Source organism: Synechococcus sp. H70.1 (assembly GCF_047502705.1).
Lineage (GTDB): Bacteria > Cyanobacteriota > Cyanobacteriia > Thermostichales > Thermostichaceae > Thermostichus.
This window is the reverse complement of sequence record NZ_JANSIV010000152.1, coordinates 24,958-49,825: the sequence shown is the minus strand read 5'-3', so window position 1 is coordinate 49,825 and position 24,868 is coordinate 24,958. Positions and strand designations below refer to the sequence as shown.

General features: G+C 60.6%; 20 protein-coding genes. 9 read left to right on the top strand and 11 right to left on the bottom strand.

All coding sequences use genetic code 11. The annotated features are described in order from the left end of the window. Nucleotides 1-16: 16 nt before the first annotated feature. On the top strand, nt 17-643 hold the full coding sequence (locus tag NW827_RS10255; RefSeq protein ID WP_414404147.1) for a PAP/fibrillin family protein: 627 nt from the start codon (nt 17-19) through the stop codon (nt 641-643). Here NW827_RS10255 and NW827_RS10250 read toward each other — a convergent pair. The 6 genes from NW827_RS10250 to trpC form a co-directional block, all read right to left on the bottom strand. Further along, a complete protein-coding gene (locus NW827_RS10250) occupies nt 558-1,262 on the bottom strand; it encodes a hypothetical protein (RefSeq protein ID WP_414404148.1) in 705 nt (234 codons plus the stop codon). The genes NW827_RS10255 and NW827_RS10250 overlap by 86 nt on opposite strands. 63 nt (nt 1,263-1,325) lie before the next feature. Next, on the bottom strand, nt 1,326-2,354 hold the full coding sequence (locus NW827_RS10245) for a sirohydrochlorin chelatase (RefSeq protein ID WP_414404149.1): 1,029 nt from the start codon (nt 2,352-2,354) through the stop codon (nt 1,326-1,328). A gap of 184 nt (nt 2,355-2,538) precedes the next feature. Further along, the gene (locus NW827_RS10240; RefSeq protein ID WP_414404184.1) at nt 2,539-4,803 is read right to left on the bottom strand and encodes a heavy metal translocating P-type ATPase; all 2,265 of its coding nucleotides are present in this window, start codon (nt 4,801-4,803) and stop codon (nt 2,539-2,541) included. A gap of 184 nt (nt 4,804-4,987) precedes the next feature. Further along, nucleotides 4,988-5,182: a heavy-metal-associated domain-containing protein gene (locus NW827_RS10235; protein WP_414362221.1), complete on the bottom strand. Its 195-nt coding sequence runs from the start codon at nt 5,180-5,182 to the stop codon at nt 4,988-4,990. Nucleotides 5,183-5,250: 68 nt separating this feature from the next. Continuing rightward, nucleotides 5,251-5,490, bottom strand: coding sequence for a DUF5340 domain-containing protein (locus NW827_RS10230; RefSeq protein ID WP_414362223.1), 240 nt, complete (start codon nt 5,488-5,490; stop codon nt 5,251-5,253). 50 nt (nt 5,491-5,540) lie between these two features. Beyond that, entirely contained in the window at nt 5,541-6,461 is a 921-nt protein-coding gene (gene trpC / locus NW827_RS10225) for an indole-3-glycerol phosphate synthase TrpC (protein WP_414362225.1), read from the bottom strand. Nucleotides 6,462-6,665: 204 nt separating this feature from the next. Between trpC and hmpF the strand changes: the two genes are divergently transcribed. Beyond that, the gene (gene hmpF / locus NW827_RS10220; RefSeq protein WP_414503649.1) at nt 6,666-8,390 is read left to right on the top strand and encodes a pilus motility taxis protein HmpF; all 1,725 of its coding nucleotides are present in this window, start codon (nt 6,666-6,668) and stop codon (nt 8,388-8,390) included. A 109-nt stretch (nt 8,391-8,499) separates the two neighbouring features. After that, entirely contained in the window at nt 8,500-10,038 is a 1,539-nt protein-coding gene (gene lysS / locus NW827_RS10215; protein ID WP_414404151.1) for a lysine--tRNA ligase, read from the top strand. A gap of 30 nt (nt 10,039-10,068) precedes the next feature. Here the strand turns inward: lysS and groL are convergent, their stop codons facing one another. From groL to NW827_RS10200, 3 genes are all read right to left on the bottom strand, one after another. Then, entirely contained in the window at nt 10,069-11,691 is a 1,623-nt protein-coding gene (gene groL / locus NW827_RS10210) for a chaperonin GroEL (protein ID WP_414404152.1), read from the bottom strand. 251 nt (nt 11,692-11,942) lie between these two features. Continuing rightward, complete coding sequence (locus tag NW827_RS10205; RefSeq protein WP_414362302.1) at nt 11,943-12,272, bottom strand: 30S ribosomal protein PSRP-3; 330 nt, start codon at nt 12,270-12,272, stop codon at nt 11,943-11,945. A 499-nt stretch (nt 12,273-12,771) separates the two neighbouring features. Then, entirely contained in the window at nt 12,772-13,836 is a 1,065-nt protein-coding gene (locus tag NW827_RS10200; RefSeq protein WP_414404153.1) for an ABC transporter substrate-binding protein, read from the bottom strand. Between the two features lie 14 nt (nt 13,837-13,850). On the opposite strand from NW827_RS10200, the gene nadC reads away from it, so the two are divergent. The 3 genes from nadC to NW827_RS10185 all read left to right on the top strand — a co-directional run bounded on the left by nadC (nt 13,851) and on the right by NW827_RS10185 (nt 17,340). Continuing rightward, entirely contained in the window at nt 13,851-14,693 is an 843-nt protein-coding gene (gene nadC, locus NW827_RS10195; protein WP_414362234.1) for a carboxylating nicotinate-nucleotide diphosphorylase, read from the top strand. Between the two features lie 156 nt (nt 14,694-14,849). After that, complete coding sequence (gene nadA / locus NW827_RS10190) at nt 14,850-15,782, top strand: quinolinate synthase NadA (protein WP_414503648.1); 933 nt, start codon at nt 14,850-14,852, stop codon at nt 15,780-15,782. A 37-nt stretch (nt 15,783-15,819) separates the two neighbouring features. After that, nucleotides 15,820-17,340, top strand: a complete 1,521-nt coding sequence (locus NW827_RS10185; RefSeq protein WP_414503647.1) for an L-aspartate oxidase — start codon at nt 15,820-15,822, stop codon at nt 17,338-17,340. Here the strand turns inward: NW827_RS10185 and gndA are convergent. Both gndA and NW827_RS10175 read right to left on the bottom strand, forming a co-directional pair. Next, complete coding sequence (gndA, locus tag NW827_RS10180; RefSeq protein ID WP_414404155.1) at nt 17,337-18,746, bottom strand: NADP-dependent phosphogluconate dehydrogenase; 1,410 nt, start codon at nt 18,744-18,746, stop codon at nt 17,337-17,339. The genes NW827_RS10185 and gndA overlap by 4 nt on opposite strands. Nucleotides 18,747-18,835: 89 nt before the next feature. Beyond that, on the bottom strand, nt 18,836-19,339 hold the full coding sequence (locus NW827_RS10175) for a pentapeptide repeat-containing protein (protein WP_414362240.1): 504 nt from the start codon (nt 19,337-19,339) through the stop codon (nt 18,836-18,838). A 123-nt stretch (nt 19,340-19,462) separates the two neighbouring features. Here NW827_RS10175 and larC point away from each other — a divergent pair, with 123 nt between their 5' ends. From larC to NW827_RS10160, 3 genes are all read left to right on the top strand, one after another. Then, nucleotides 19,463-20,656 (top strand): nickel pincer cofactor biosynthesis protein LarC, encoded by a 1,194-nt coding sequence (larC, locus tag NW827_RS10170; protein ID WP_414362304.1) that lies wholly within the window; start codon nt 19,463-19,465, stop codon nt 20,654-20,656. A 179-nt stretch (nt 20,657-20,835) separates the two neighbouring features. Next, entirely contained in the window at nt 20,836-22,830 is a 1,995-nt protein-coding gene (locus NW827_RS10165; protein WP_414362242.1) for an ABC transporter ATP-binding protein/permease, read from the top strand. 218 nt (nt 22,831-23,048) lie between these two features. Next, nucleotides 23,049-24,830: an NADPH-dependent assimilatory sulfite reductase hemoprotein subunit gene (locus NW827_RS10160; RefSeq protein ID WP_414362244.1), complete on the top strand. Its 1,782-nt coding sequence runs from the start codon at nt 23,049-23,051 to the stop codon at nt 24,828-24,830. Nucleotides 24,831-24,868: the final 38 nt, after the last annotated feature.

Below are 24,868 nucleotides of genomic sequence, written 5' to 3'. Positions count from 1 at the left end.
GCTCCTGGGTAGGCCCATGCCTAGAGCTTTAGCTGAGCAAAAAGCGGTGCTGTTGCGCCTCTTGCAGACAACGGACCGGGGCGGCAAGCTATCGCCCGACCAAAAAAGTCAAATCCTGTCTCAGATTGCCGCGCTGGAGGCCCTCAACCCCACCCCTGAGCCCCTGGCAGCTCCTGAGCGGCTGGAGGGGAATTGGCTCAACCTATTCACCACCAGCGCCGCTTTGTTGCGGCTGGCCCAGTTGCCCCTTTTAACCACCGGCGCGATCTATCAGTGCATTCGGGCCCAAAAGGGTCAAGTTTTTAACGTAGCCGAAATCCAGGGATCCGGCTGGCTAGAGGCCTGGCTGCCGCGGGGGGTTTTGGCGGTGGCAGCCCGCTTCTACCCCGAATCGCAACGTCGGATTCGGGTGGTTTTCAAGCGACTGCTGCTGGGATCCCAGGCGTTGATGAGCTACGAGATTGAGAGTTTCCTCTATTTGCTTGAATGGGCTCCAGAGCGGATCCCAGCGCTGAAGGTCGACCTCCTTCGCCGCGAGCCCACAGGCTGGCTGGATATTACCTATTTGGATGAAGACTTACGGATAGGTCGGGGCAACGAGGGGAGTGTGTTTGTGCTGCAGCGGGTGGGCAAAGGTGGCTAGCCGCAGCTACTCCCGCCGAGGGTTTGGGGATGAGGGTAAAGCTAATCTCGCAGAGAGTTGCTAGAGCATGGCAGGACTCCCGCAACGTTTGCACCTCCTGCTGGCATTGCTCCAGTTGCCGGGCCCACTCCTCTTGCTGGGAGCGCAGCTTTTGGTTTTCCCATTCTGTGCGCTGCAGGAGACCCTCGAGCTTTTGTTGCTGCTGCTGGAGTTGAAGCCGCTCGGCTTCCGACTGCTGCAGTTGGAGCCCTTGGCGCTCCAATTCCGCCCTCAGGGCAGCGACCTGGGACTGCAGCTGAATCAGCGCTTGCTCTGGGCTAGGCTGGGGTTGCTGCCGTGGCTGGCCGCCGTGATCGGCAGGGTCGAAGGGAGAGAGAGCCTCCAGCAGCGCTTCTCGAAAGCTGCCCCAAGAAGCCGACTGCAACGCTAGCCGGGCCACCCACCAAACCCCGTAGGCGGCTGCCAGCCCGGCCGCCAGGCCAGGGATCCCGGCCAGGGAAACTTTGGGCAGGGTGGGCAGGATGCGATCCAGAAGAGCGGCCACCCCCGCCGCGACGCAGAGCCCGCTCCCCGCAGCAGCGGCACCTGAGATCCAAGAGGAGCGGGAGAGCCTTGGCATTTTGTTACCCTCCACAGGGGATCGAGAAGACGCCTGCCACCCCCAGTTTATCCTGCCCCCCTCCTAGGGCACCTGCCAAGCTCGTTGGTGGTAGTCCTCCAAGGTGGCCCAGGGATCCGCAGCCCCTGCGTGGGTATGGCTGTGCTCTAGGTGAGGGGGGTGGTGATGGGATCCCTGCCCATAAGAGTGGTGGTCATGGGGATGGTGGTGGGTATGCCCCACTCCCAGCTTTGCACTCACCGCCAGGCGAAACTTGCAGAGGTGGCAGTTCACCTGGGTTTGGCCCTGGAGAGCTTCCTGCTCCAGTTGCTGCAGGCTGTGCAGCACTGCCTCCTCAAGGCCCAATTCCGGCAGCATCAGCCAGTCAATCTCGGGGTGGCAGCGCCGCTGCTCTTGCACAGCCGCCTCAATTTTTTTTACCAGTACCCCCGTAAAGAGGAAATAAGGCAACACAATGACCCGGCGCGGCTGCCAGGAGAGGGCTCGTTGCAACCCCACCGGCAGGCGGGGATGGGTAATGCCGATAAAGCAGGTCTCCACAGCAGCAAACCCGGACCCTTCCCAAAGGAGCCGAGCCAGCTTACACGCTTCAGCGTTGGCTTCGGGATCGCTGGAGCCGCGGCCAACGAACAGCAGCACCGTCTCAATTGCTGGGATCCGCCGGGGCTGGGCGGCCAGCAAAGCGGCCAATCGCTCTCGCAGCAACTGGAGGATTTCGACGCGGATCCCCAGCGGCCCGCCGTAGTGAATGCGCAACTGGGGGTAAAGAGCCTGGAGGCGATCCAGCTCGGTGGTCACGTCAAACTTGTCGTGGCGCGCCCCAAACAGCAGCAGCGGTAGGGCTACGATTTCCTGCCACCCTTGGGCCAAACACTGCTCCACCCCTTGGGCAATGGTTGGCTGGGTCAGCTCCAGAAAGCAGGGGATCACTGGCCGTTGGGGGGTGCGGGCTTGGTAAGCCTGGGCCAGCTCCAGAAAGGCTTGCCGCCCCTCCGGATCCCGGGAGCCATGGCCAATGAGCAGCAAGGGCAAAGGGGCAGGAGAAGACTGCCCAACGGCAAGGGAGGGGGAAAACCTAAGGGTACTCGACACAAAAAGCTCCGTTTTATCAATCGCAAGGGGTACAGAACACTGGCAGGTGGGGGCTCCAGAGTAGCACCGCGCTGTCCCCAATCTGCCTGGGCTTTTTAGGTTAGCTTGCTGCCTGGCGTTCACCAAGCCCCCCTGGGGGGATGGCCGCCTCCGAGAAGATAACTCCAGCCCCTTGCCTTGATCCCTAACTCCCCTGTCCCAGAGGAAGAGAGGCTGGGGGTGAGGGCCGAAAATGCCTTAGGCGCAGGGCATTGGCCACCACCGAGACGGAACTAAGGGCCATGGCTGCCCCTGCCAGCATGGGATTGAGCAGCCAGCCAGTGAAGGGATAGAGCGCTCCAGCGGCAATAGGGATCCCCAGGATGTTGTAGATAAAGGCAAAGAAGAGGTTTTGGCGAATGTTGGCGAGGGTGGCCCGGCTAAGTTGGATGGCAGCAACCACACCCCGCAAATCGCCAGATACCAGGGTAATGTCACTGGTGGCCATGGCCACGTCCGTGCCTGTTCCAATGGCGATCCCCACATCGGCCTCAGCCAAGGCCGGCGCATCGTTAATGCCATCCCCCACCATCGCCACCCGCCGCTGAGGCCGCCTTAGCTGGCGAATCAAGGCTGCCTTTTGCTCAGGACGGACCTGGGCGATTACCCGCTGGATTCCGACTTGGCGGGCAATGGCTTGGGCAGTGGTGGAGTTGTCGCCAGTTAGCATAACCACCTCCAGCCCCATTTGTTGCAGCTGTTGCACCGCTGCCGCGGAGGTGGGCTTTAGCGGATCGGCAATGGCCAGCAGTCCCAGAAGACTCCCCCCTTGGGCCACGCCAATGGCCGTTTTGCCCTCGCTCTCCCAAGCCTGGGCCTGTTCCCCGCTAGCAGGAGGGCAGGGGATCCCCATCTGCTGTAGCCAGCTCAGGCGACCAACACGCACCTGCTGGCCCTCCACCCAGGCCTCTACCCCCTCGCCTACCCTGACCTGGAAGGACTGGGCCGGCGGGAGCGCGATCCCTTCGGCTTTGGCTTTTTGCACCACTGCCCGGCCTAGAGGATGCTCGGAGTACTGTTCCGCCGCAGCCGCTAGACGCAACAGCGCCAGAGGAGAAGAGGTGGGAGTCCAGATATCCGTAACAGCGGGACAGCCGGCGGTGAGAGTGCCGGTTTTGTCGAAGACCACCGTGGCCAGCTGATGGGCCAGTAGCTCTAAGCTCTCGGCCCGCTTCACCAGGATCCCCAGCTCTGCTCCTCGCCCTGTTGCCACCTGGATCGAGGTAGGGGTGGCCAAGCCCAGGGCACAGGGGCAGGCCATGACCAGCACCCCGACGGTATTCACCAAAGCGAGCGTCGGGTTGCCCGCCAGCCCCCACCAGAGCCCAAACGTCACTGCTGCCACTCCAATCACCGCCGGCACAAACCACGAGGTAACCCGATCTGCCACCTGCTGAATGGGAGCCTTGGATCCTTGAGCTTCCTGCACTAGGCGCACAATCTGGGCCAGAAGCGTATCTTTGCCCACCCGCCGCGCTTCCATCACAAAGCTGCCTGTCTGGTTGAGGGTGGCCCCAATGACCTCATCCCCTACCGATTTGCTTACCGGCAGGCTCTCGCCGGTCACCATCGACTCGTCCAGACTGGAGGATCCCTCTAGAATGACCCCATCCACCGGCACCTGCTCACCGGGGCGCACTCGGATCCAATCCCCCACCTGCACTGCTGCAATTGGGATCTCCTGCTCCACCCCCTCGCGGATGACCCTTGCCGTTTTCGGCTGCAGCCCCATTAGCTTGCGGATGGCCTCGGAGGTTTGGGCTTTGGCCTGCTGCTCCATCCACTTGCCCGCCAGTACTAGGGTGACGACCACCGCTGCTACCTCGTAATACACATCGGGGTGCAGGCCCTGGCGGTGGAAGAAGTCGGGAAAGACGGTGGCAAAAAGGGAATAGAAGAAAGCAGCGCTTGTTCCCAAGGCCACTAGGGTGTTCATATCGGCCGTTCGCCGCCGCCAAGCCGCCCAGGCGCCGCGGTAAAACGGCTGGCCCACCCAGAACTGCACCGGCAGCGTCAGCAGCAACTGCAACTTGGGATCCTGCAGCCACGAGGGTAGGCCTGGAATTTCCCTCCCCAGCATCATTGGCAGTGAGCCAATCAGCAGCACTGTGCTGATCCCTACCCCTAGGGCCACCTTCTGCTTCAATTCCCGCTCTGCCGCCCGCTGGGCAATTCGCTCGGCATCGGCGGGCTCTGCCAGTGGCCAATCGTCCTGGAGGAGGTGGGCTCGGTACCCTGCCAGCTCCACTGCTTGGAGCAGGGCCTGAGGAGTGACCCGCCGAGGATCCCCTTGGACGATAGCCTGTTCGCTAGCAAAGCTTACCGTTTGCGCTGTTACACCGGGTACCTGGCTCAGGGCCCGTTCAATACCGGCAGCACAGGAGGCACAGCTCATCCCGTGGATGGCCAGGCGCCAGGTGGCCTGTGCCGATGGCGCGCCCCCAGGAACTGCGGTAACCTCTGGACAAGCGGGCAGACCAGGGCTCGAGGCGGAGGAAGTGGGATCTGACACGGCCACTTTTAGAGTCAAAGTTAAAAAGGCGAGGGAAAGAACCTCCCTCCAGCCAGGGGAAAGCTCCCACTGGAGTTCCTGCCTAGGCAGGTGGATAGCCCACTTGAGCAAGCACCTGCCGCCAGTCAGTGTCTATCTGCTCAGAAATAATCCGCACCTGCTTGGTCTTGGGATCCGCTTCCACCTGCGCCTGGGGGTCCCGTTGCCGCACCGCCTGGGTAACAGTATCCACGCAAGCTGAGCAGGCCAGCCCCGGTACCGTCAAAACAACCACCATCGCGGGAGGTCCTCCTGGACCCATCTTGTCTAGCGTAGCCAAAGCCCCATCTTCCGGCAAGCGGAAGATTAGGGAGAGGGAGGAGGCTCGTCTAGGTTCCAGCGGTAGTCCACCTGGTAGCCTCGCTGGCGCCACTCTTCTTCCAGTTGCAACTGTTGGGTGAGGGCCTTGCGCAAAGAGGTGATTAGCTCTTGCGCGCGGCCGCGGTTGCCAAAATCTTGTTCCTCGACTGCCGGAAACGTCTGCCGCTCCAGAACTCGCAGCAGAAATTCGTAGTGGATGTGGGCTGGCACTGGAATCCGTTTCATCAATTTCAGCAATTTAAGAGGGGACCCGTCCTTAGAGGTTTCCTAAGAGTTTACGAAGACGACAACAGGGAGCGCAAAGCTTGACCGGGATCCGGCTGCGTGACCAGCGCTTCCCCCACCAGCACGGCGCGCACCCCCCAGGCTTGCAATTGCTGCAGATCCCTAGAGGTGTGGATGCCGGACTCGCTGACCACAGGCAGATCGCCCAGGCGCTCCCGGTAGAGGGCTAGGAGGTTGCGTGTTGTATTTAAGTCCACTGCAAAGGTTCTCAAGTCGCGATTGTTGATTCCAATTAACACCTTCCCCTTAGCTTGTGGCAGTTGTGGCAAGGCCAAAACCCGCTCCAGTTCCCGAGCGGTGTGCACCTCCAGCAAGGCCGCCATACCCAATTGCTGAATGAGCTTGAGAAAATAGCCCAAGTCCGCATCCGAGAGAATGGCGGCAATCAGCAGCACCGCGTCCGCTCCTAGGCTGCGGGCCCAGAGAATTTGGTAAGGGTAGAGGATAAACTCCTTGCAAAGGATGGGGATCCCTGTTGTCTTGCGGATCTGGTGCAGGTGCTCGCCGCTGCCCTGAAAAAACCGCTCATCGGTGAGCACGGATAGGCAACTGGCCCCCCCCGCTTCGTAGCTGCGGGCAATGGCCACCGGATCAAAGGGATCCCGGAGGAGGCCGCGGCTAGGAGATGCCCTTTTCACCTCAGCAATGACAGAGACGGGGTGAGGGGATTGGGTAAGGGCAGCTACAAAATCCCGCACCGGTGGGGCCTGATCCAGTTGCCGTTGCAACTCCTTGAGGGGAAGCTGCTCCCGTTGGCGCTCCACCTCCCGTTCTTTGTGCCAGACGATTGCCTCCAAAATGTGGCGCGGCTGAGCCTCCGGCGCTGTTGTCCGATAGACTTGCGAGGCCACCACCACTTCTGGAGCAGGGGAACGCCGACGAATAGCAAGTAGCTCACTTTGCAGCTCCATATTGCCCCTGAAGAGAACCTCCCACCTCACCCTAGTCTAGGGCTCGGCGGTCAGTTTGAATAGCTCCTCTAGACTTCTCTAGGCAGCATCTGGCGAGGGCGTTTTTTTTACCCTATCGTTGAGTTGGGATCAGGCAGCAACCGAGATGGGTTGACCTACCATTAGCGGCCGCCCCAAACTGTTTATGGCTAAGGGGGTTCAGGCGTGCTGTACCTAGCAGAGCTATCCAAGTCCATTGGGTTTGGCAAGTCGTCTTTACAACTGCTAGCTAAGCAACAGCAGGACAACACCTGGGTGGCGGTCAACGAGGACCCCATCCCTCTGGAGGGCCGGATTGCTCAAGAAACCGGGCGCTTCAAGGACGGAGTGCTGGTGCTGGCGGAGGTTGCCGGCAACCGTCAGGTGACTCGCATTAGTGAAGCTGCCCGCCAGCTAGTAACCTACCTGCAAAGTTTTAGCCAACTTCAGCTGAGAGTTCGCCGCCAAGAGGAAGAGATCGAGAATTGGCGCAAGTCCCTCACCTTTCAAGCTCAAGAGCTCACCCGCCGCGAGATGGAGTTGGCTGCCCAAGAAGAAGAGGTGCAGCGGCTGTACGAGCAATACAAGGCTGTTGCGGAGGAGCGCAAACTCCTGGACAGTCTCAAAGAAGAGCTGGCCAGCCAGCAAGCCTATCTGGCTGAGCAACAGCGCTGGATTGGAGAGCAGCGAGAAGCTCTCAACCGGCAGCGGCAGGAGCTGGAAGCCCAGCTCCAGGAAGCTCGCTCCCGCCGCCTGGGGGAAGCCGAAGCAGCCCAGCTCCAGGCTTTGCTGCAAGAAGTTCAGGAGCATCTAAGTTGCTCTACGGCGTCCCTGGCCCCTCTGCAAAGTTTAAAAGGCCAACTCCAACAGGAGCAGGAGCACTGCCATCGCCAGCTGGCCCAACTGGAGCAGGAACGACAACAAGCCCAACTTTGCCAGGAGGAGCTGGATCGGGACTACCGAGCCTGGCGGGAGCGTCGCGCTGCCTGGTGGGGATCCCGCCATTCCCTAGAGCAAAGCCAGGCCAGCTGGCAGGCCCAGCAGCGATCCCTGCAGCTTTATCAAGAGCAGCTGCAGCGGATCCTCCAGCAGTTGCACTCCCAGGAGAGCCTCCAGCAAAAAGCCTATCGTTTGCTTCAGGAGTACGACTTCATTGTCGACGGCAGCAGCAACGGCGGTGGGGAGGCGGCGATCTCGGTGGAGGAGCTGGCAGCTTTGGTTAGCCAAATGCGCCAGGACTACGAGCAGCGAGCAGCCCAGGTCAGCCAACAGCGGGCCGAGCTGGAGCAGCACCGGAAAACTTTGCAGGAGCTGCAAGCGCGGCTGGCTACCGCCTCTCCTGAAGAGCGGTTGGAGCTGGAAATGGATATCGACTACGCCCAGTCTGCCTGTAGCGCCCTGGAAGAAGCTCTGCTGCCCCAGGAAAAAAACCTGCAGCGGGAATACGAGGAGCTAGCCCGCTACGAGGCTCGCCTCAGACAGCTACAGAATCAGGCTGCCGCTCCAGTTCGAGTGGATATTGGCCCCCTCCTAGCGGAGATTGCTAAGCAAAAGCAGGAGCTGCTCCAGGAAAAAAACCGCCTGCAAACGCTTGTCCGCCAACTGGAAACTTCCCTCTCAGCTCAGCAGGAGCAACTGGCCCGCCAACAGCAGGAGCTGGAGCAGCAGTGGCAACAGCTAGAGCAAGAGGAGGAAGCCTTGCGAGCCCGGACCCAGGCCCTGGCCGAAACCTGGGGGCGTCTCAACCAGCTGCAAGCTACGCTTGCTGCCGAGCAAGAGCGCTGGGCGGAGTTGGCAGGCCATCTGGAGCAATTGGAGGCGGAGCTTGGCCACGGCCAAGAAGGGAGCTCCAGGGCCTGGGCTCACCTCCAGCAGCTGCAGTCCCTTTTGGCTAGCCTTGCCCAAGGATAAACCTCCCAAGGAGGCACTCAAGCCCAGGCCCCTAGGTTCCTAAAAACGTGCGGGGACAAGGCTGGGATCCTCATCTTAGTACTCTGGTTAGATAAGCTTTTCTCCTGCTATGTCCACCCTTCCCACCAGCAGTGAAGCCGCTCAACGGGCTGCCCGCCTGGAAAAAGCCCGCCACCTGCAGGAACAAGGGATCCTGCCCTATGCCTATTCTTTTCCTGTTACCCACCTAGCTGCTGAGTTGCAGGCGCAATTTGCGGACCTGGAGCCTGGCGGAGAGCGGGAGGACGTCCAGGTGGCAGTGGCTGGGCGAATCCGGGCGCGGCGAGTTATGGGCAAACTGGCCTTCTTTACCCTGCAGGATCGCTCCGGCACCATCCAGCTTTACCTGGAGGAGCAACGGCTAACAGAGCGCATGGGGGAGAGGGCCTTCAAGAACCTAGACAAGCTCATCGACGTGGGCGATTGGTTGGGGGCTAAGGGCTGCCTCAAGCGCACCAAAAAAGGGGAGCTATCGGTGCGGGTGGACGAATACCAGATCCTGACTAAGGCCCTCTTGCCTCTGCCTGACAAATGGCATGGCCTGCGGGATGTGGAGAAACGCTACCGCCAGCGCTACGTCGACCTCATTGTTAACCCTGAGGTTAAGCAGACCTTGCTCGACCGGGCCAAGATCATCCGCTCCCTGCGGCAGACGCTGGAAGAGCAAGGTTTTGTGGAAATTGAGACGCCGGTGCTGCAGGTCATCCCTGGGGGGGCAGAGGCGCGGCCCTTTGTTACCCACCACAACGCTCTAGATCTGGATCTCTACCTCCGCATTGCTACCGAGTTACACCTAAAGCGGTTGGTGGTAGGCGGGATCGAGCGGGTTTACGAAATTGGGCGGGTCTTTCGCAATGAGGGTATCTCCACCCGCCACAACCCGGAGTTTACCTCGCTGGAGGCCTACCAAGCCTTCGCTGACTACCACACGATGATGGAACTTACCGAAACCTTGGTCTGCAACGCCGCCCTGGCGGTACGGGGATCCCTGCAGCTTACCTACCAAGGGGAAGCCATCGACCTCACTCCTCCCTGGCGACGGGTGACGATGCAGGAGTTGGTGGAAGAGGCCACTGGTATTTTCATCGATGTGGAAAAGGGAAGCACCGAAGAGCTCTTGCCTGCCTTGGCCGCCCAAGGGATCCCCAACCTCTCCCCCCAGGACTCTCCTGGCCAGTTGCTGGTCAAGGCCTTTGAGCACTGTTGTGAAAGCCGCCTGCGCCAACCCACCTTTGTTCTGGACTATCCCCTTGAGGTGTGTCCGCTCACCAAGCCTCACCGCAGCAAGGCAGGGTTGGCCGAGCGCTTTGAGCTGTTCATTGTCGGGCGGGAGACAGCTAACGCCTACTCGGAACTCACCGATCCGGTGGATCAGCGGCGGCGGCTGGAGGCCCAAGCAGCCCTGAAGGCAGCCGGCAACGAAGAAGCCCACTTTCTCGACGAAGACTTCCTCACCGCCTTGGAATATGGCCTTCCTCCCACCGGCGGTCTGGGTCTAGGCATTGACCGCCTGGTGATGCTACTGTGCGATGCTCCCAGCATCCGCGATGTCATCGCCTTTCCCCTGCTGCGGCCCGAGAGCTCCGCTCAAGAAAAAGCCCCTGAATAGGGGCAGGGGCCTCCAGTTGGACAAGGGGATTTACATCATTCCAGGCTTGCTCGAGCGAGCTTTGGCTGGCTTAGGTTCCGGCTTTTCGACGACCACGGCCTCAGTAGTAAGGTACATGGCCGCGATGGAAGCCGCATTTTGCAAGGCAAAGCGCACCACCTTGGCCGGATCGACAATCCCGCGGGCAAACATGTCCACATACTCACCCGTCAGGGCGTCGAAGCCGTAGGGCATCTCCTGCTCCAGAACCCTTTCCACCACTATTGATCCCTCCAGCCCAGCGTTGTGGACAATTTGATAGAGGGGCGCCCGCACGGCCTGGTAGACAATGTCTGCTCCCACCTGCTCTTCGGCGTTCAACTTGGCTTTAAACTCTGGGATCCCCTTGGAAAGGTGGAGCAGCGTCGCCCCCCCACCTGGGACAATCCCTTCCTCTACGGCTGCTCGTGTGGCGTTGAGGGCATCTTCAATCCGCAGCTTGCGGTCCTTGAGCTCTGTCTCCGTGGCAGCCCCCACCTTGATCACCGCCACCCCGCCAACCAGCTTGGCAATCCGCTCCTGCAGCTTCTCACGGTCATACTCCGAGTCAGTAGTCTCCAGCTGCCTACGGAGTTGCGCTACCCGCTTCTCCACTGCCGCCTTGGTACTGCCATCGGTAACAATGGTGGTCTTGTCGCGGGTAACTGTAATCTTGCGGGCCACCCCCAGCATGTCCAGGGTGACATTCTCCATCTTGATGCCAATTTCCTCCGAGATGAGCCGGCCTCCAGTGAGGATGGCAATGTCCTCCAGCATGGCCTTACGGCGATCCCCAAAGGAGGGGGCCTTCACGGCCACTGCATTCAACACCCCGCGCAGCTTGTTGACTACCAGGGTCGCCAAGGCATCTCCCTCTACATCTTCGGCAATTACCAGCAAAGGTCGCCCTTCCCGGGCCAGCCGCTCCAGCAGGGGCACCAGCTCCTGCACATTGGAGAGTTTGTTGCTGGTAATGAGCAGATAGGCGTTTTCGTATTCGGCTACCATCCGCTCTGTATCGGTGACGAAGTAGGGAGAAATGTAGCCACGGTCGAACTGCATTCCTTCCACCACTTCTAGCTGAGTTTCCATCGACTTGGATTCTTCGACCGTGATCACCCCTTCTCGCCCCACTGCATCCATAGCCTTGGCAATCATCTCGCCTATCTCGCTGTCGTTGCCAGCAGAGATAGTGGCTACCTCGGCAATGGTCTTGCGCTCCTCCACCCGTTTGGCAGAGGCAGCAATCTTCTCCACTAGGTAGGCGGTGGTCTTTTCAATCCCGCGCCGCAGGGCTACAGGGTTAGCCCCTGCTGCAACGTGCTTTAGCCCTTCCTGCACCATGCTCTGGGCCAAGATGGTGGCTGTACTGGTGCCATCTCCGGCCGCGTCATTGGTCTTGGTGGCTACTTCCCGCATCAACTGGGCACCGGCATTTTTCAAGGGATTGGCCAACTCAATTTCTTTAGCAATTGTTACCCCATCGTTGACAATCTGAGGCGCACCAAATTTCTTCTCTAGAACCACATTGCGCCCCTTAGGGCCAATCGTAACCTTGACTGCGTCTGCTACTTGATTAATGCCCTCCTCCAGTGCCTTGCGGGCCTCTTCCTTAAACAAAATCTGCTTGGCCATAGCGTCCCCGATCCTCGCTATCTCAACTAGCAACTAGGCCACTTGTTCTGAGTGCCACTGGGCCGAGCGGGATCCTGGGAGGTTCCCAGTGATCCCCTCCCTTGGCTAGGTCAAGGGCTAGCACTCTGAAACCTCGAGTGCTAATCTAGCCCAAAGGCGGCAGCCTCAGCAAGATGGCCTGGATTCGGAGGTAACTTTCGGCTGGAGAAGCCTGCCTTTGGCCTGCTGCAAGGGAACAAACAGGGGGGCTGTTACGAACTGTCGCTGATGAGGATGTCAGGAAACCGGGCTTGGGCTTCGCTAATGGGACGCTCCCGTCCACCGTTTTGCCAGTAGTTGATCAGTTCGGTGGCTTGGTTGAGCAGGTTGATGCGATCTTCCTCACTAATCCAGCTTTTGCTTTCCAGTTCAGTCTTAAGCTGTTCCCAAGCATCATCCCGCGGCCAAAAAAAGTAGCGGGTGAGGGGACTGCGGTTTTTGGCCACTATTTGATCCACTGCAATAGCCAAATCGTTTTGCAGCCACAGGGCTTTTAGGGCAAATTTTGGCAAGGCTTGCTTCTCCTTTTCACCACTCAACAGACGGAACGACAAGAGACAAACCTGGCCTCAGCCAGGCAGTCTTCCATTGTAAACTACCCGCCCTCCTGCCGCGGCAGGGAGCGTAGCCTCAGGAGGCTGTCCCCTTGCCCCAAGGGGTAGCCCTCCCCCTGCCAGCCTTACCTTCTCTTCTTGGGAGCTTGCCAAGGGATCCTAGGCCCTCCCTCCAACGGCTAGGCAATATCCGTGCACCCCAACCCAAAGCTCCCTTGCCCCTTTACCCAAGGGGTAGCTTTCTGGTAGGTGCCGGTTGGCTGACGGGGGTGAGCGAACCCCCGCCAAGGGAAGACCCCAGCGGCACAGGTGACAAAGGCAGCCTTGAGGGACAACCTGGCGAGAACCCTTAGTGGGCCAAGTTCCTGGACAAGCTGAATCCAGCACGAATTTCGGATCCCTGCCCCCCGGCCAGAGAGGGGCGCGCGGATTCTGATGGAGGGCTGTCTGCCCCTAAGGGGGTCGTCAGGCTTTGTAGGGCGTAGGCCTAGCTCTTGTAATAATCAGGCCCTTTGTTGACAAAGTCCAGGGTGTAGGCAGCTCGGTAGTTGATGGTTGGCTCAAAGACACCCGCCACTGTCATGTTCTCAAAGAAGCTTTGCCAACGTTCGTGGGTCATGGCGCCAATGCCCTTTTCTAGGGCGTCGCCAGATAAAATGATGCCGTACTCCTTCAACTTCTCAAAGCTATAGGCCAACTGCTCATCGCTCATCTCCGGGTTATCCTGCTTGATGAGGCGATAGGCGGGGCGGGGATCCTCTAGAAAGCTGTACCAGCCCTTGATGGAGGCATCCACAAATCGCTGCACCAGGTCTGGCTTGGTTTCCACCAGTTGGCGCCGCGTCTCGATGGTTGTGGCATAGGGGTTGTAGCCGTAGTCGGCTAGGAGAAAAATTACCGGCTTAAAGCCTCCTTGTTTTTCAATGGCAAAAGGCTCAGAGGTGAGATACCCCTGCTGCGCTGAGGTGGGATCCGCCAAGAAGGGACCGGGGTTGAAGTTGTAGGGGCGGGTCTGGTCGTCGGTGAAGCCGTACTTGGCCCGCAGAAAGGGCCAGTAGGTAGTAAAAGCCCCTTTGGCCACGAAGATGGGTCGGCCCTTGAGATCCTCCAAGCGCTGGGTGCCGGGATGGGCGAGGAGAACCTGGGGGTCTTTTTGGAAAATAGCCGCCACGCAGATGAGCGGGATCCCTTCCCGCACGGCGTTGATGACTCCCGCGCTTCCCCCCATGGCAAAGTCGGCAGCTCTGCCGGCCAAAATCTGGGTAATGTTGACGCCAGGGCCGCCCATCTTGATGGTGACGTCTAGCCCATATTCGCGATAGATGCCTGTGGCCACCGCCTGGTAAAAGCCGCCATGCTCCGCCTGGGCATACCAGTTGGTAGCATAGGAAACCCGGTCAAGTTTGGATCTCTGAGCCACGATGAGAGTGGGGGAGGATCGGGCAGCCGCTGCCGCCAGCAGACTTCCCCCAAGGGCAGCAGCTCCTGCTTTGAGCAACTGACGACGGCTGAAGGTACCGCTATTGGGTTGAGACGATCCAGTCGAGGCCATAAGCAAAGCAAAAGATGATGTCAGCATTCTACATCCCGGAGGAGACCCTGTGCGCCTGGCTACAGGAAGATCTCGGCCACGGCGATCTCACCAGCGAGCTGACGCTGCCCCCCGGAGTAGAGGGCGAGGCGGTGATCCTAGCTAAGGAGGCAGGGATCCTGGCGGGTCTGGAGATTGCCAGGCGGGTTTTCCGGCTGGTGGATCCCCAGGTGGAGTTCGCTCCCAAGGCAGAGGAAGGGGAGAGGGTGGCCGTCGGCCAAGAAGTGCTCCAGCTCAAGGGATCCCTGCGGGGGATTCTGGCAGCAGAAAGGCTAGCGCTGAACCTTCTCCAAAGGCTTTCTGGCATTGCCACCCTTACCCGCACCTACGTAGAGGCGTTGCGGGGAACCTCGACCCAGCTCCTGGACACCCGCAAGACCACCCCCGGCCTGCGCGCTCTGGAGAAATATGCTGTGCGGGTAGGAGGCGGCAAAAACCACCGCTTTGGCCTCTTCGACGGCATCTTGATTAAGGAAAACCACATTCGCGGTGCCGGCGGCATCCTGGCAGCCGTCCAGCGGGCCAAAGCAGGTGCCCCCCACCACCTCAAGGTCGAGGTTGAGGTGCGCAACCTCCAGGAGCTGGAGGAGGCTTTGGCGGCAGGCGCCGATCTAATCCTTCTCGATAACTTCCCCTTGGAGCAGATCCGGGCTGCCGTTCAACGGGTAGGGGGGAAAGTTCCCCTAGAAGCCAGCGGCAACATGAACCTAGAGCGCGCCCGGCAAGCGGCGGAGGCAGGCGTTGACTACATCAGTGTGGGGGCCCTGACTCACTCGGCCAAGGCCCTGGATCTCTCCTTGCTCGTGGTGCGGCCCTGAGGTTTGCCCCAGGGAGCGCTGTTTCTAATGCTAGGCTAGGTAACAATCCCGCCTAAAGCAGGAAGGCCAGTTGCTGCCTACTGGCAACTTCTCCTTAGCCCCGCACCAGTCCAGATCTGCACCCGTGGCCGGCCCAGCCAAAACAGAAGGTTCACCATGACCCAAGAAACCCTTGTCCAGGAAATTGCTCGACTCAAGCAGGAAAGGCAGGCCGTTATCCTAGCCCACTCCTACCAACTCCCCGAGGTGCAGGAAGTGGCGGACTTTGTGGGAGACTCCCTGGGCCTGGCCCGCGAGGCCCAAAAGACAGATGCCCAGGTCATTGTCTTTGCTGGCGTCCACTTCATGGCCGAGACGGCAGCTATCCTCAACCCGGAAAAGACGGTGCTGCTGCCGGATCTAGAGGCAGGCTGCTCCCTGGCCGATAGCATCCGGCCTGAGGATGTGCGGCGCTGGAAGGAGGCCAACCCCGAGGGGCTGGTGGTGGCCTATGTCAACACGGCCGCCGAGATTAAAGCCCTGGCCGATGTCTGCGTTACCAGCGCCAACGCTGTGCAGGTGGTGGCCAGCCTGCCGCCGGATCGCCCCATCTTCTTTGTGCCGGATATGTTCCTGGGGGCCTATGTAGCCCAGACAACGGGGAGGGAGTTGGATCTGTTCCCCGGCGAGTGCCACGTCCATGTGGGCATTCGCGAGGAGCACCTCAAGGCAATGGCAGAGAAGCACCCGGAGGCGGAGTTCCTCATCCACCCCGAGTGCAGTTGCGGCTCCAGTTGTCTATTTCTCAAGCCGGACGCCAAGCTCCTTTCTACCGAGGGGATGGTGCGTTATGCCAGAACTTCGGCCAGCCGCGAGTTTGTGGTTGCCACCGAAGTGGGCATTCTCCACCGGCTGCAAAAAGAGGCCCCCGATAAGACCTTTATCCCCGTCAAGGCGGACGCCGTCTGCGAGTATATGAAAAAAATTACCCTGGAGAAGATCTACCGCTCCCTAGTGGAGATGCGCTACGTGATCCAGGTGCCGGAGGCGGTGGCCGAAAAAGCCCGCAAGTCGATCCTAGCCATGCTGTCAGTGCCTGCTGGAGCCTAGAGGGAGCACCCTTGGCGAGGGTCTGTTTTGTCCAGTGTTGTCTACGTCTTTCCTAGCGGAAACAGACCTCTTGATCCTGGGGGCAGGGGTGGCAGGGATCTATGCAGCCCTGTGGGCGGAAGCAGAGGGAGCCAGAACCCTGGTGGTAAGCAAGGATCCCTTGCCTTCTGGATCCACTCCTTGGGCGCAGGGGGGGATAGCTTTTCCACTGGATGCAGCAGATGTGGAAGCCCACCTCCAGGACACCCTGCAAGCAGGCCGTGGCTTGGTGGAAGTGGAGGTGGCCCGCTCCATCCTGCAGGAAGCCCCCTTTCACCTGGAGAGGCTTTTGTCCTGGGGGCTGCCCTTCCATCCGGAGCCGGTGCGGGAAGGGGGCCACTCGCGGGCGCGGATACGCCATCTGGGAGGGGATCGGAGCGGGCTGTGGCTATTGCAAGGTTTGCTGGCTCGCCTAAACAAGCCGCCTCTCCAGGGATATACAGCCCTCAGCCTTTTGATGGCAGGAGACAGGGTAGGGGGGGCCCTGCTGCTGGGGCCAGATGGGCCACTGCAGGTGAAAGCAGGGGCAGTTCTCTTAGCTACAGGCGGGTTTGGCAGCCTTTTCCCCCTCTCGACGGCTCCGCCGGGGGCCAGCGGGGATGGGATGGCCTTGGCCTGGCGGGCAGGAGCTGTCCTAAGGGATCTGGAGTTTGTGCAGTTTCACCCCACCGCCTTGCCCAATGGAGCCCTGGTCAGTGAGGCTGCCCGAGGGGCAGGGGCCGTGCTTCTCAACGCCTGGGGGGAGCGCTTTATGCCTTGCTATACGGAGCTGGGCGAGCTGGCGCCGCGGGATGTGGTGGCCCAGGCGGTGTTCTGGGAGCGGCAGCGGACGGGGGGAGTTTATCTTGATCTACGAGCTGTGCCAGAGCTGGAGGAGCGCTTTCCCACCGTTGTTGCCTCTGCCCGCGCTTTGGGGCTGGATCCCGGAAAAGACCTCCTGCCGGTTGCTCCCGCTGCCCACTACGTCATGGGCGGGGTGCGAACGGATGCCTTTGGCTTCACTGGCCTGCCGGGCCTCTATGCTGCCGGGGAGGTGGCTTCTACAGGGTTGCACGGGGCAAACCGTTTGGCTTCCAACAGCCTCTTGGAAGGGCTGGTCATGGGCAAGCGAGCTGCTCTAGCTGCCCTGCGGGAGCTCCAGGAGCCACCCCTTCAGGTGCAGGCTCTACCTGTGCTGACCGCGCCGCCCTCTCTTCTTCCCAAGCTTAGGCAGCAGGTGGGAGAGGCACTGGGCGTGGTGCGGCAGGGAGAGCGGCTGCGGGCTTTTCTAGCTTTTGCAGAAGCCCTGCCCCTGGAGGAGAAGCCCTGGGCCAGCCGGGAGGAGGTCGAGGCCGGGAGTTTGTTGCTGCTTGCCCGCCTGGTGGGGCAAGGGGCTCTCTTGCGGGAGGAAAGCCGCGGATCCCACTTCCGCAGGGATTTTCCCCAAGAAGGAGAGCCTTTCCATACCGAGGCGTGGGGTTCTACCTTGAAGCAGACGCCGCTAGGTCTAGCGGCCGCACCAGAGGGGGATCCTGCCTAGGCGTTCCAGGCGTGGTGGAAAACCCCCGGCCTGTCGATGCGCTCAAAGGTGTGGGCGCCAAAGAAATCCCGCTGGGCTTGGGTGAGGTTCTGGGGCAGCTCGGCAGTGCGGTAGCTGTCGTAGTAGGCCAGGGAAGCGCTAATGGCCGGGATCGGGATCCCTAGGGTAGCTGCGGTGGCCACCACCCGCCGCCAGGATCCCTGCCGTTCCTGGATGGCCTGCTGAAACTCCTCATCCAAAAGCAGGTTGACCAGCTGCGGATCCCGCTGGTAGGCCGCCTGGATCTTGCTCAGGAGGCGGGCGCGGATGATGCAGCCCCCCTTCCAGATGCGGGGGATCTCGCTAAAGGGGTAAACATAGCCGTGGGCAACGGTGGCTTGCTTGAGCAGCGCCATCCCCTGGGCGTAGGAGCAGATCTTGGAACAGTAGAGGGCGGCGCGCAGATCCTGGAGGAAGCGGTCGGGATCCCCTTCAAAGGCTGTTCCCGGCCCTGGCAACTGCTGCGAGGCGGCCACCCGCTCTTCCTTCATCGAGGAGAGGAGGCGGGCCTGCACTGCCGCCTCAATGGTGGGCACCGGCACCCCCAGATCCAGGGCGTCCTTGACCGTCCACAGGCCCGTGCCCTTCTGGCCTGCTTTGTCCAAGATGAGATCCACCAGCGGCTTGCCCGTCTCCGGATCCAGCGTCCCCAAGATCTTGGCGGTAATCTCAATCAAAAACGACTCCAGCTCCGTCTCGTTCCAGGCCTGGAAGATCTCCTGCATCTGGGGGGCTGACAGCTTCAGCCCCCTGCGCATGAGGTCGTAGGCCTCGGCAATCAGTTGCATGTCGCCGTATTCGATGCCGTTGTGCACCATCTTCACGTAGTGCCCGCCCCCTTTGGGTCCCAGGTAGGTGACGCAGGGGCCGTCCGGCCCTTGGGCGGCAATTTTGGTGAGGATGGGCTCCAGTTGGCGGTAGGCTTCCAGGCTGCCGCCGGGCATGAGGCTAGGGCCGTTAAGGGCACCTTCTTCCCCGCCGCTCACCCCCATGCCGACAAAGTGGATCCCGCTGGCTTCTAGGGCCTCGGCGCGCCGGTCGGTGTCGCTGTAGAGGGAGTTGCCGCCATCGATGAGGATGTCGCCTGGCTCCAGCAGCGGCCTGAGCTCGTCGAGGATGGCATCCACCGGCGGGCCTGCCTTGACCATGATTAAGATTTTGCGGGGCCGCTCCAACAGTTGCACCAATTCGGGCAGGCTGTAGGCGGGGGTAATCTGCTTGCCTTGGGCCCGCCCTTGGATGAACTGCTCGGTCTTGGCGCGCGTCCGGTTGTAGACCGCAACGGGAAAGCCATTGCGCTCGACGTTGAGGGCCAGGTTTTCCCCCATCACCGCCAGGCCAATGACTGCGAAGCTGGGCTTGCTCATGGTGGGGCAGGGTCAACACCTTCCCCAATCTAAAGGGCAATCCAGCCAAGAGGGTTCAGGGATCCTGTTTTCTTCACCTTTGCCGGCTTTCAGGGACAGCCTAGACTTGCGCGGGTGGCAACGCCTGTTACGGGATGGGATCCCTCAGCCCGCTGGCACAATTCCCGCAGGGCTGCCCGATCCACATAGGCGTCGCTAAAGTCAGCGCCGGCAATCTGCGCCCCTTGCCAAACCGCCCGGGCAGCAATGGCTCCCCTGAGGTTGGCCCCCCTAAGGTCGGCGCCTGCTAGGTTGGCCAGATCCAACAGGCTGTTGCTGAGATCTGCCCCCGCCAGGTTAGCCCCCGCCAGATTGGCTTTGGTAAAGGCCACGCCGGCAAGGTTGGCCCCGTGCAGATCGGCACCCTGCAGGTTGGCGCTGACAAAACTGCTGCCCCGCCAGTCCTGGCCGGACAGATCCTGCCCCTGCAAATTGGCATTGCTAAAGTTGAGGCGAGTCTGGGATCCTGCTGGGGATCCCCACAGGCCCCACAGCAGCAGCGTTGCCCCCAGCAGGATCCCCAGGGAAAGCCAAAAGCGGATCCAAGGATTCATTTGGGATCCCCCCTTGCGGCGGAAGTTTTTCCTATTTTGGCCTTGGCGGCAGCCCCTCCCGTTGGCATCGCCACCACTCTGGGCAAAACTGAGTGGAGCCGTCCCTCCCGTTTCAACGCTGCTATGAAGGTGGCCTACTTGGACTGTGCGGCAGGCATTGCCGGCGATATGTGCTTGGGGGCTCTGCTGGATTGCGGGGTGCCCCTGGAGTATCTCAACCAGCAGCTCCAGGCGCTGGGCATCGAAGGAGAATACAGCCTACAAGTATGCCGGGTGCAGCGGTGCGGCCAGCCGGCTCTGCAAGCGGTGGTGGAGGTGTTGGACGAGTCCCCGCCCGCCCGCTCCTGGAGGGAGATCCAGGCTTTGATTGCCGGATCCCGCTTGGCCCCTGCGGTCAAGGCCCGCAGCCTCAAAGTTTTTGAGAAGCTGGCGCAGGCAGAGGCAAAAGTCCATCAGGTGCCCCTAGAAAAAGTGCATTTCCACGAGGTGGGGGCCGTCGATGCCCTGGTGGATATCGTCGGCACCTGTATCGGCCTGGATTGGCTGCAGGTGGAGCGGGTGATCTCCTCTCCCCATCCCATTGGCGGTGGCTGGGTGAGCACCAAACATGGCCAACTGGCGGTGCCCGTGCCGGCGGTGATTGAGCTGTGGGAAATGGGACGGGTGCCAGTGTTTAGCAACGGCGTGGAAGCCGAGCTGGTTACCCCCACCGGCGCAGCCCTGGCGGTGGCGCTGGCAGAAGCGTTTGGGCCCTGTCCACCGCTGCGGCTGGAAAAAGTGGGGCGCGGGGCCGGCAGCCGCGAGTTGCCCATTCCCAACATCTTTCGTCTCTGGATTGGTCAGTCCCAGGGGGAAGAGCCAACCGAGATCGTCTCAGTGTTGCAAACTCAGATTGACGACCTCAACCCCCAAGTGATTGCTTATACCTGCGAGCAGTTGCTGGCCCTCGGCGCCTGGGACGTGTTTACCCAGCCCATCACCATGAAGCAGGGGCGGCCGGGAGTGTTACTGACGGTGATCTGCCCGCCGGATCGGGTGCCGGAGTGCCAGGAGCTCATCTTCCGGGAAACCACCACCCTGGGCATCCGCCACTCCCAGCAGCAGCGCACCGTCCTGGAGCGCCGGATCGAGCGGGTGGAAACCCCCTACGGCCTGGTGGACATCAAGGTGGCCTATCACCATGGCCGCCTTGTCAACGCCCAGCCGGAGTTCCGCGACTGCGTGGCCCGCGCCCAAGCGTTTCGCGTGCCGGTTCAGACGGTGTGGCTGGCGGCCCAAGCGGCCTGGCAAAAGCGGTTGCAAGGGGATCCCAACTGAAAACAGAAGCTTTGGGCAAAAGTAGGCTCCCGCGCAGGAGCTGGACATAATCCCTACCAGCACTGGCTCAGCATGGGCAGCGGGGCTCTTCCTTAGAGGCGAAGGGATTTGCTCCTGGTGGACCAAGAAGGGATCCCTGGCCTGTTAGCCTGGAAGATGTTGTTGCCGACAACTGCCACATGGAATCCCAGACCTATCAATTTAACTTTGACCGCAAACTTTGGGACCGCTTTATTAGCGTAGCCCAGCCCTATTTTTACCCGCGGGTGCGCTATGGGGGCTGGATTTTCTTTGGCTTGTTAACAGCATCCATGGTGTTTGTGGTTGCCCTGATGTTTTTTGTCGAGATTGGGGTAACCCTGGCTGGGCAGGCTCTTTTTCCAGAGTTCTTCCGAACTTTAGCAGCAGGACTGGTCGAGCAAACGGAGAGAAACCTAGCCTCGCCAGTACTGGGGGTGGCAGCAGCCAGCTTAGTCCTAAGCAGTCTGGCGTTTGTGGTGGTGTGGAGGCAGATTCATCGGCGCTGGTTGCAGTGGGTGCTCCTTACCTTTTTGCTGTTTCTATCTCTAACGGTAAACCGACTAAACGTAATGATTAGCTTTATCTTTCGGTTTATCGATACCGCCCTACAACAAAAAGAAGAGAGTACCTTCTGGCAGTTTTTAATCATCTACGGGGTGCTAATCATCTCGGCCATTCCCATTTTGGTTATTTACCGATATACGCGGCTGAAGCTGGGGCTGTTTTGGCGGGAATGGCTGACCGACCACTTTCTGGATCGCTACTTTGATCGCCGGGCCTACTACGAGCTGGATTCCAACGCCGCCAACACCGAAATCGACAACCCCGACCAGCGCATCTCCGAAGACGTTCGCTCCTTTACCGGCACTACCCTTTCTTTTTTGCTGGATATTCTCGACTCGATCCTCACCCTCTACGCCTTTACCGGCATCCTCTACAGCATCTCCCGCCCCTTGGCGGTGGGATTGGTTGTCTATGCTGCCATTGGCACCGCCATTGCCATTGTGGCTGGACGCAAGCTAATTAAAATTAACTTCGATCAACTGCGCTACGAGGCTGACTTTCGCTACAGCCTAGTCCACGTGCGGGACAACGCTGAGTCCATCGCCTTTTACCAGGGAGAAGACCTAGAGCTGAGGCAGATCTTGAATCGCTTTGCTGCTGCCCTGCGCAACTTTGACTTGTTAATCATTTGGCAGGCTGTTATTGACATTTTTCAGTATGCCTATAACTACTTCACGCGCATTGTGCCCTATGTAATTGTGGCCCCCCTTTACTTTAGCGGCGTACGGGATTTTGGCACCATTACCCAGGCCACCATTGCTTTCAGCCAGGTGCTGAGTGCCCTTTCAATCGTGGCCAACCAGATCCAGAGCATCTCCAGCTTTGCCGCCGGGATCAACCGTCTAGGGTCCTTTTACGAAGCGTTGGAGAATCCGGCCCTGCGCCACACCCACACTCGGGAGAGCACCATCCAAACTCGCATTGCTCCCCACCTGGCGCTGCAGCACGTTACTTTGCTAACACCAAACTCGGAACAAACCCTGGTGCGGGATCTGTCTCTGAGTTTAGAGGCAGGCCAACGGCTGCTCATTGTAGGAGCCAGCGGCAGCGGCAAGAGCTCCCTCCTGCGGGCCATTGCCGGCCTGTGGAACAACGGCCAGGGATCCATTGCCCGCCCCGATACCACCGAGATGCTCTTCCTGCCGCAAAAGCCCTACATGCTGCTGGGATCCCTGCGGGATCAACTCCTCTATCCAGGTCGTCGCCGAGATCTAACCGACGAGGAGCTCTTGCAAATCTTGGCTCGGGTTAATCTAGCCGACTTGCCGGAGCGGGTGGGCGGCTTTGACGTGGAGAAAGATTGGGCCAGCACCCTCTCCTTGGGCGAACAGCAGCGCCTGGCCTTTGCCCGCATTTTAATTACACGGCCTCGCTACGCCATTTTGGATGAGGCCACCAGCGCTCTAGATGTAGCCAACGAAAAGCTGCTCTACCGGCAACTGCAACACCTCAACACCACCTACGTCAGCGTCGGCCACCGCCCCACTCTCCTGGCCTACCACGACCTGGTCTTGGAGCTACAGGGCAACTCTGCCTGGAAACTCTGGTCGGCGGCAGAATACGGCGCCCGCCTGGCCCTGGCCGGCTAGAGGCTCTCAATCTGCGGTGGTATCCTGCCCTCACCCCCGTCCCCTCTCCTGGAGTGACGACCCAAGCGCTCCGCGCCGCTAGCGCGAACACCCCCAGCCCCTCTCCCAGAGGGAGAGGGGGGTAGGCTGTTCTAACCCCAACCCACAGAACTAGACACGGCCCAGGGGAGATGCTACCCTGTTTCACAGGTATTCCGACCGGATTACTGGAGAATCGGATGAGCTCCCTTGTCGGCTCTGCGGCCAAGCGCTCCAAGGTGGAGCAGATCAAGGCAGATAGCCATTTCCTGCGGGATCCCTTGCAGCAGGAGCTGGCCCAAGACACCACCCACTTTAGCGAGGCGGCGGCGCAAGTGCTCAAGTTTCATGGCGCCTACCAGCAGGACGACCGGGATCTGCGGCAGCAGCGGAAGCAGGAGGGACGGGAGCGGGCCTACCAGATGATGTTGCGCACCCGCATTCCGGGGGGGCATGTGCCGCCGCAGCTTTACTTGACCCTGGATCGGCTGGCCGAGGAGTACGGCAACGGCACCCTGCGGGCCACCACCCGGCAGACCTTTCAACTCCACGGGATCCTAAAGAAAAATCTCAAGGCCACCATTGCCAGCATCATCCGGCAGATGGGATCCACCCTGGCCGCCTGTGGCGATGTTAACCGCAACGTCATGGCGCCGGCTGCCCCCTACAAAAACCGGCCTGCCTACCGCTACGCCCAGGAGTACGCCCGCAAGCTGGCGGATCTCCTGGCTCCAAAGACTTCTGCCTACTACGAGCTGTGGGTGGATGGAGAGCCGGTTCCCATCCCGCCGGTGGATCCGGAAGTCCAGGAAGCCGAGCAGTTTGTGGGCAACGGCGTGAGGCTGGAGGGGCCGGAACCTCTCTATGGCCCGGTCTATCTGCCCCGCAAGTTTAAGACGGCCATCGCCGTAGCCGGGGAGAACACCGTCGATGTGTACTCCCAAGACCTGGGTTTGATCGTCCTCACCGACCGCAAGGGCAACCTCAAGGGCTTCAACATCGTGGTGGGCGGCGGCATGGGGCGCACCCACGGCAAGGAGGAGACCCAACCCCTTTTGGCCCAGAAACTCTGCTTTGCCCCGCCGGAAGCGGTGTACCGGGTTTGCCAGGCGGTTTTGGCGGTGCAGCGGGATCACGGCAACCGCTACGACCGCAAGCAGGCACGGCTGAAGTATCTGGTGCGCGACTGGGGGATCCGCAAGTTTCGCCGCGTGGTCGAGCAGTACCTGGGGGAGAAGCTACTGCCCTTCCGGCGCATGCCCAAGTTTGTCCCCAACAGCGACGACTACCTGGGCTGGCACGAGCAAGGGGATGGCCGTTGGTTTTTGGGCCTCTCGATTGAAAATGGCCGCATCCAAGATACGCCGGAGCGGCAGCTGAAAACGGCCCTGCGCAAGATTGTAGAGGAATTTTCCCTCCACCTGCGGCTAACCCCTACGCAGGACGTGATCTTCATTGACATCGAGGAGAGTCAGCGAGAGGCCATCAACCAGATCCTCAAGTCCCACGGGGTGCTTTCCAAAGAGGAGATCCCGGAGCTGGTGCGGCTCTCCATGGCCTGTCCGGCGCTTCCCACCTGCGGCTTGGCCATTACCGAGTCGGAGCGAGCCCTGCCCACCCTGATTCGCCAGTTGGATCAGCTCTTGCAGGAGCTGGGGCTGCAGGATTCGCCCTTTTTGGTGCGCATGACCGGCTGCCCCAATGGCTGTGCCCGACCTTACTTGGCAGAGCTCGGCTTGGTGGGATCCGCCCCCGATGGCTACTACCAGATCTGGCTGGGGGCCAGCCCGCAAGGGGATCGCCTGGCCCAGCCGTTTCAGGATCGGGTGCACATTAGCCAGATCGTGCCCCTGATGAGAATTCTTCTGCAGCTCTACAAGCAGGAGCGCCACCCCCAAGAGCGCTTCGGCGACTACTGCTACCGGGTGGGGATCCCCTACCTACAGGCCCAGGTGCAGCAGCTCCAGCAGGTTCAAAGTTAAGGGGGCTGCCGGCGAGGTTCTAGCACCATCCCTGTGCC

Coding starts and splice junctions, on each gene's coding strand:
- NW827_RS10255 (WP_414404147.1), top strand. CDS start 17: ATGCCTAGAGCTTTAGCTGAGCAAAAAGCGGTGCTGTTGCGCCTCTTG.
- NW827_RS10250 (WP_414404148.1), bottom strand. CDS start 1,262: ATGCCAAGGCTCTCCCGCTCCTCTTGGATCTCAGGTGCCGCTGCTGCG.
- NW827_RS10235 (WP_414362221.1), bottom strand. CDS start 5,182: ATGGTGGTTGTTTTGACGGTACCGGGGCTGGCCTGCTCAGCTTGCGTG.
- NW827_RS10230 (WP_414362223.1), bottom strand. CDS start 5,490: ATGAAACGGATTCCAGTGCCAGCCCACATCCACTACGAATTTCTGCTG.
- trpC (WP_414362225.1), bottom strand. CDS start 6,461: ATGGAGCTGCAAAGTGAGCTACTTGCTATTCGTCGGCGTTCCCCTGCT.
- lysS (WP_414404151.1), top strand. CDS start 8,500: ATGTCCACCCTTCCCACCAGCAGTGAAGCCGCTCAACGGGCTGCCCGC.
- groL (WP_414404152.1), bottom strand. CDS start 11,691: ATGGCCAAGCAGATTTTGTTTAAGGAAGAGGCCCGCAAGGCACTGGAG.
- NW827_RS10200 (WP_414404153.1), bottom strand. CDS start 13,836: ATGGCCTCGACTGGATCGTCTCAACCCAATAGCGGTACCTTCAGCCGT.
- nadC (WP_414362234.1), top strand. CDS start 13,851: ATGATGTCAGCATTCTACATCCCGGAGGAGACCCTGTGCGCCTGGCTA.
- nadA (WP_414503648.1), top strand. CDS start 14,850: ATGACCCAAGAAACCCTTGTCCAGGAAATTGCTCGACTCAAGCAGGAA.
- gndA (WP_414404155.1), bottom strand. CDS start 18,746: ATGAGCAAGCCCAGCTTCGCAGTCATTGGCCTGGCGGTGATGGGGGAA.
- NW827_RS10175 (WP_414362240.1), bottom strand. CDS start 19,339: ATGAATCCTTGGATCCGCTTTTGGCTTTCCCTGGGGATCCTGCTGGGG.
- larC (WP_414362304.1), top strand. CDS start 19,463: ATGAAGGTGGCCTACTTGGACTGTGCGGCAGGCATTGCCGGCGATATG.
- NW827_RS10165 (WP_414362242.1), top strand. CDS start 20,836: ATGGAATCCCAGACCTATCAATTTAACTTTGACCGCAAACTTTGGGAC.
- NW827_RS10160 (WP_414362244.1), top strand. CDS start 23,049: ATGAGCTCCCTTGTCGGCTCTGCGGCCAAGCGCTCCAAGGTGGAGCAG.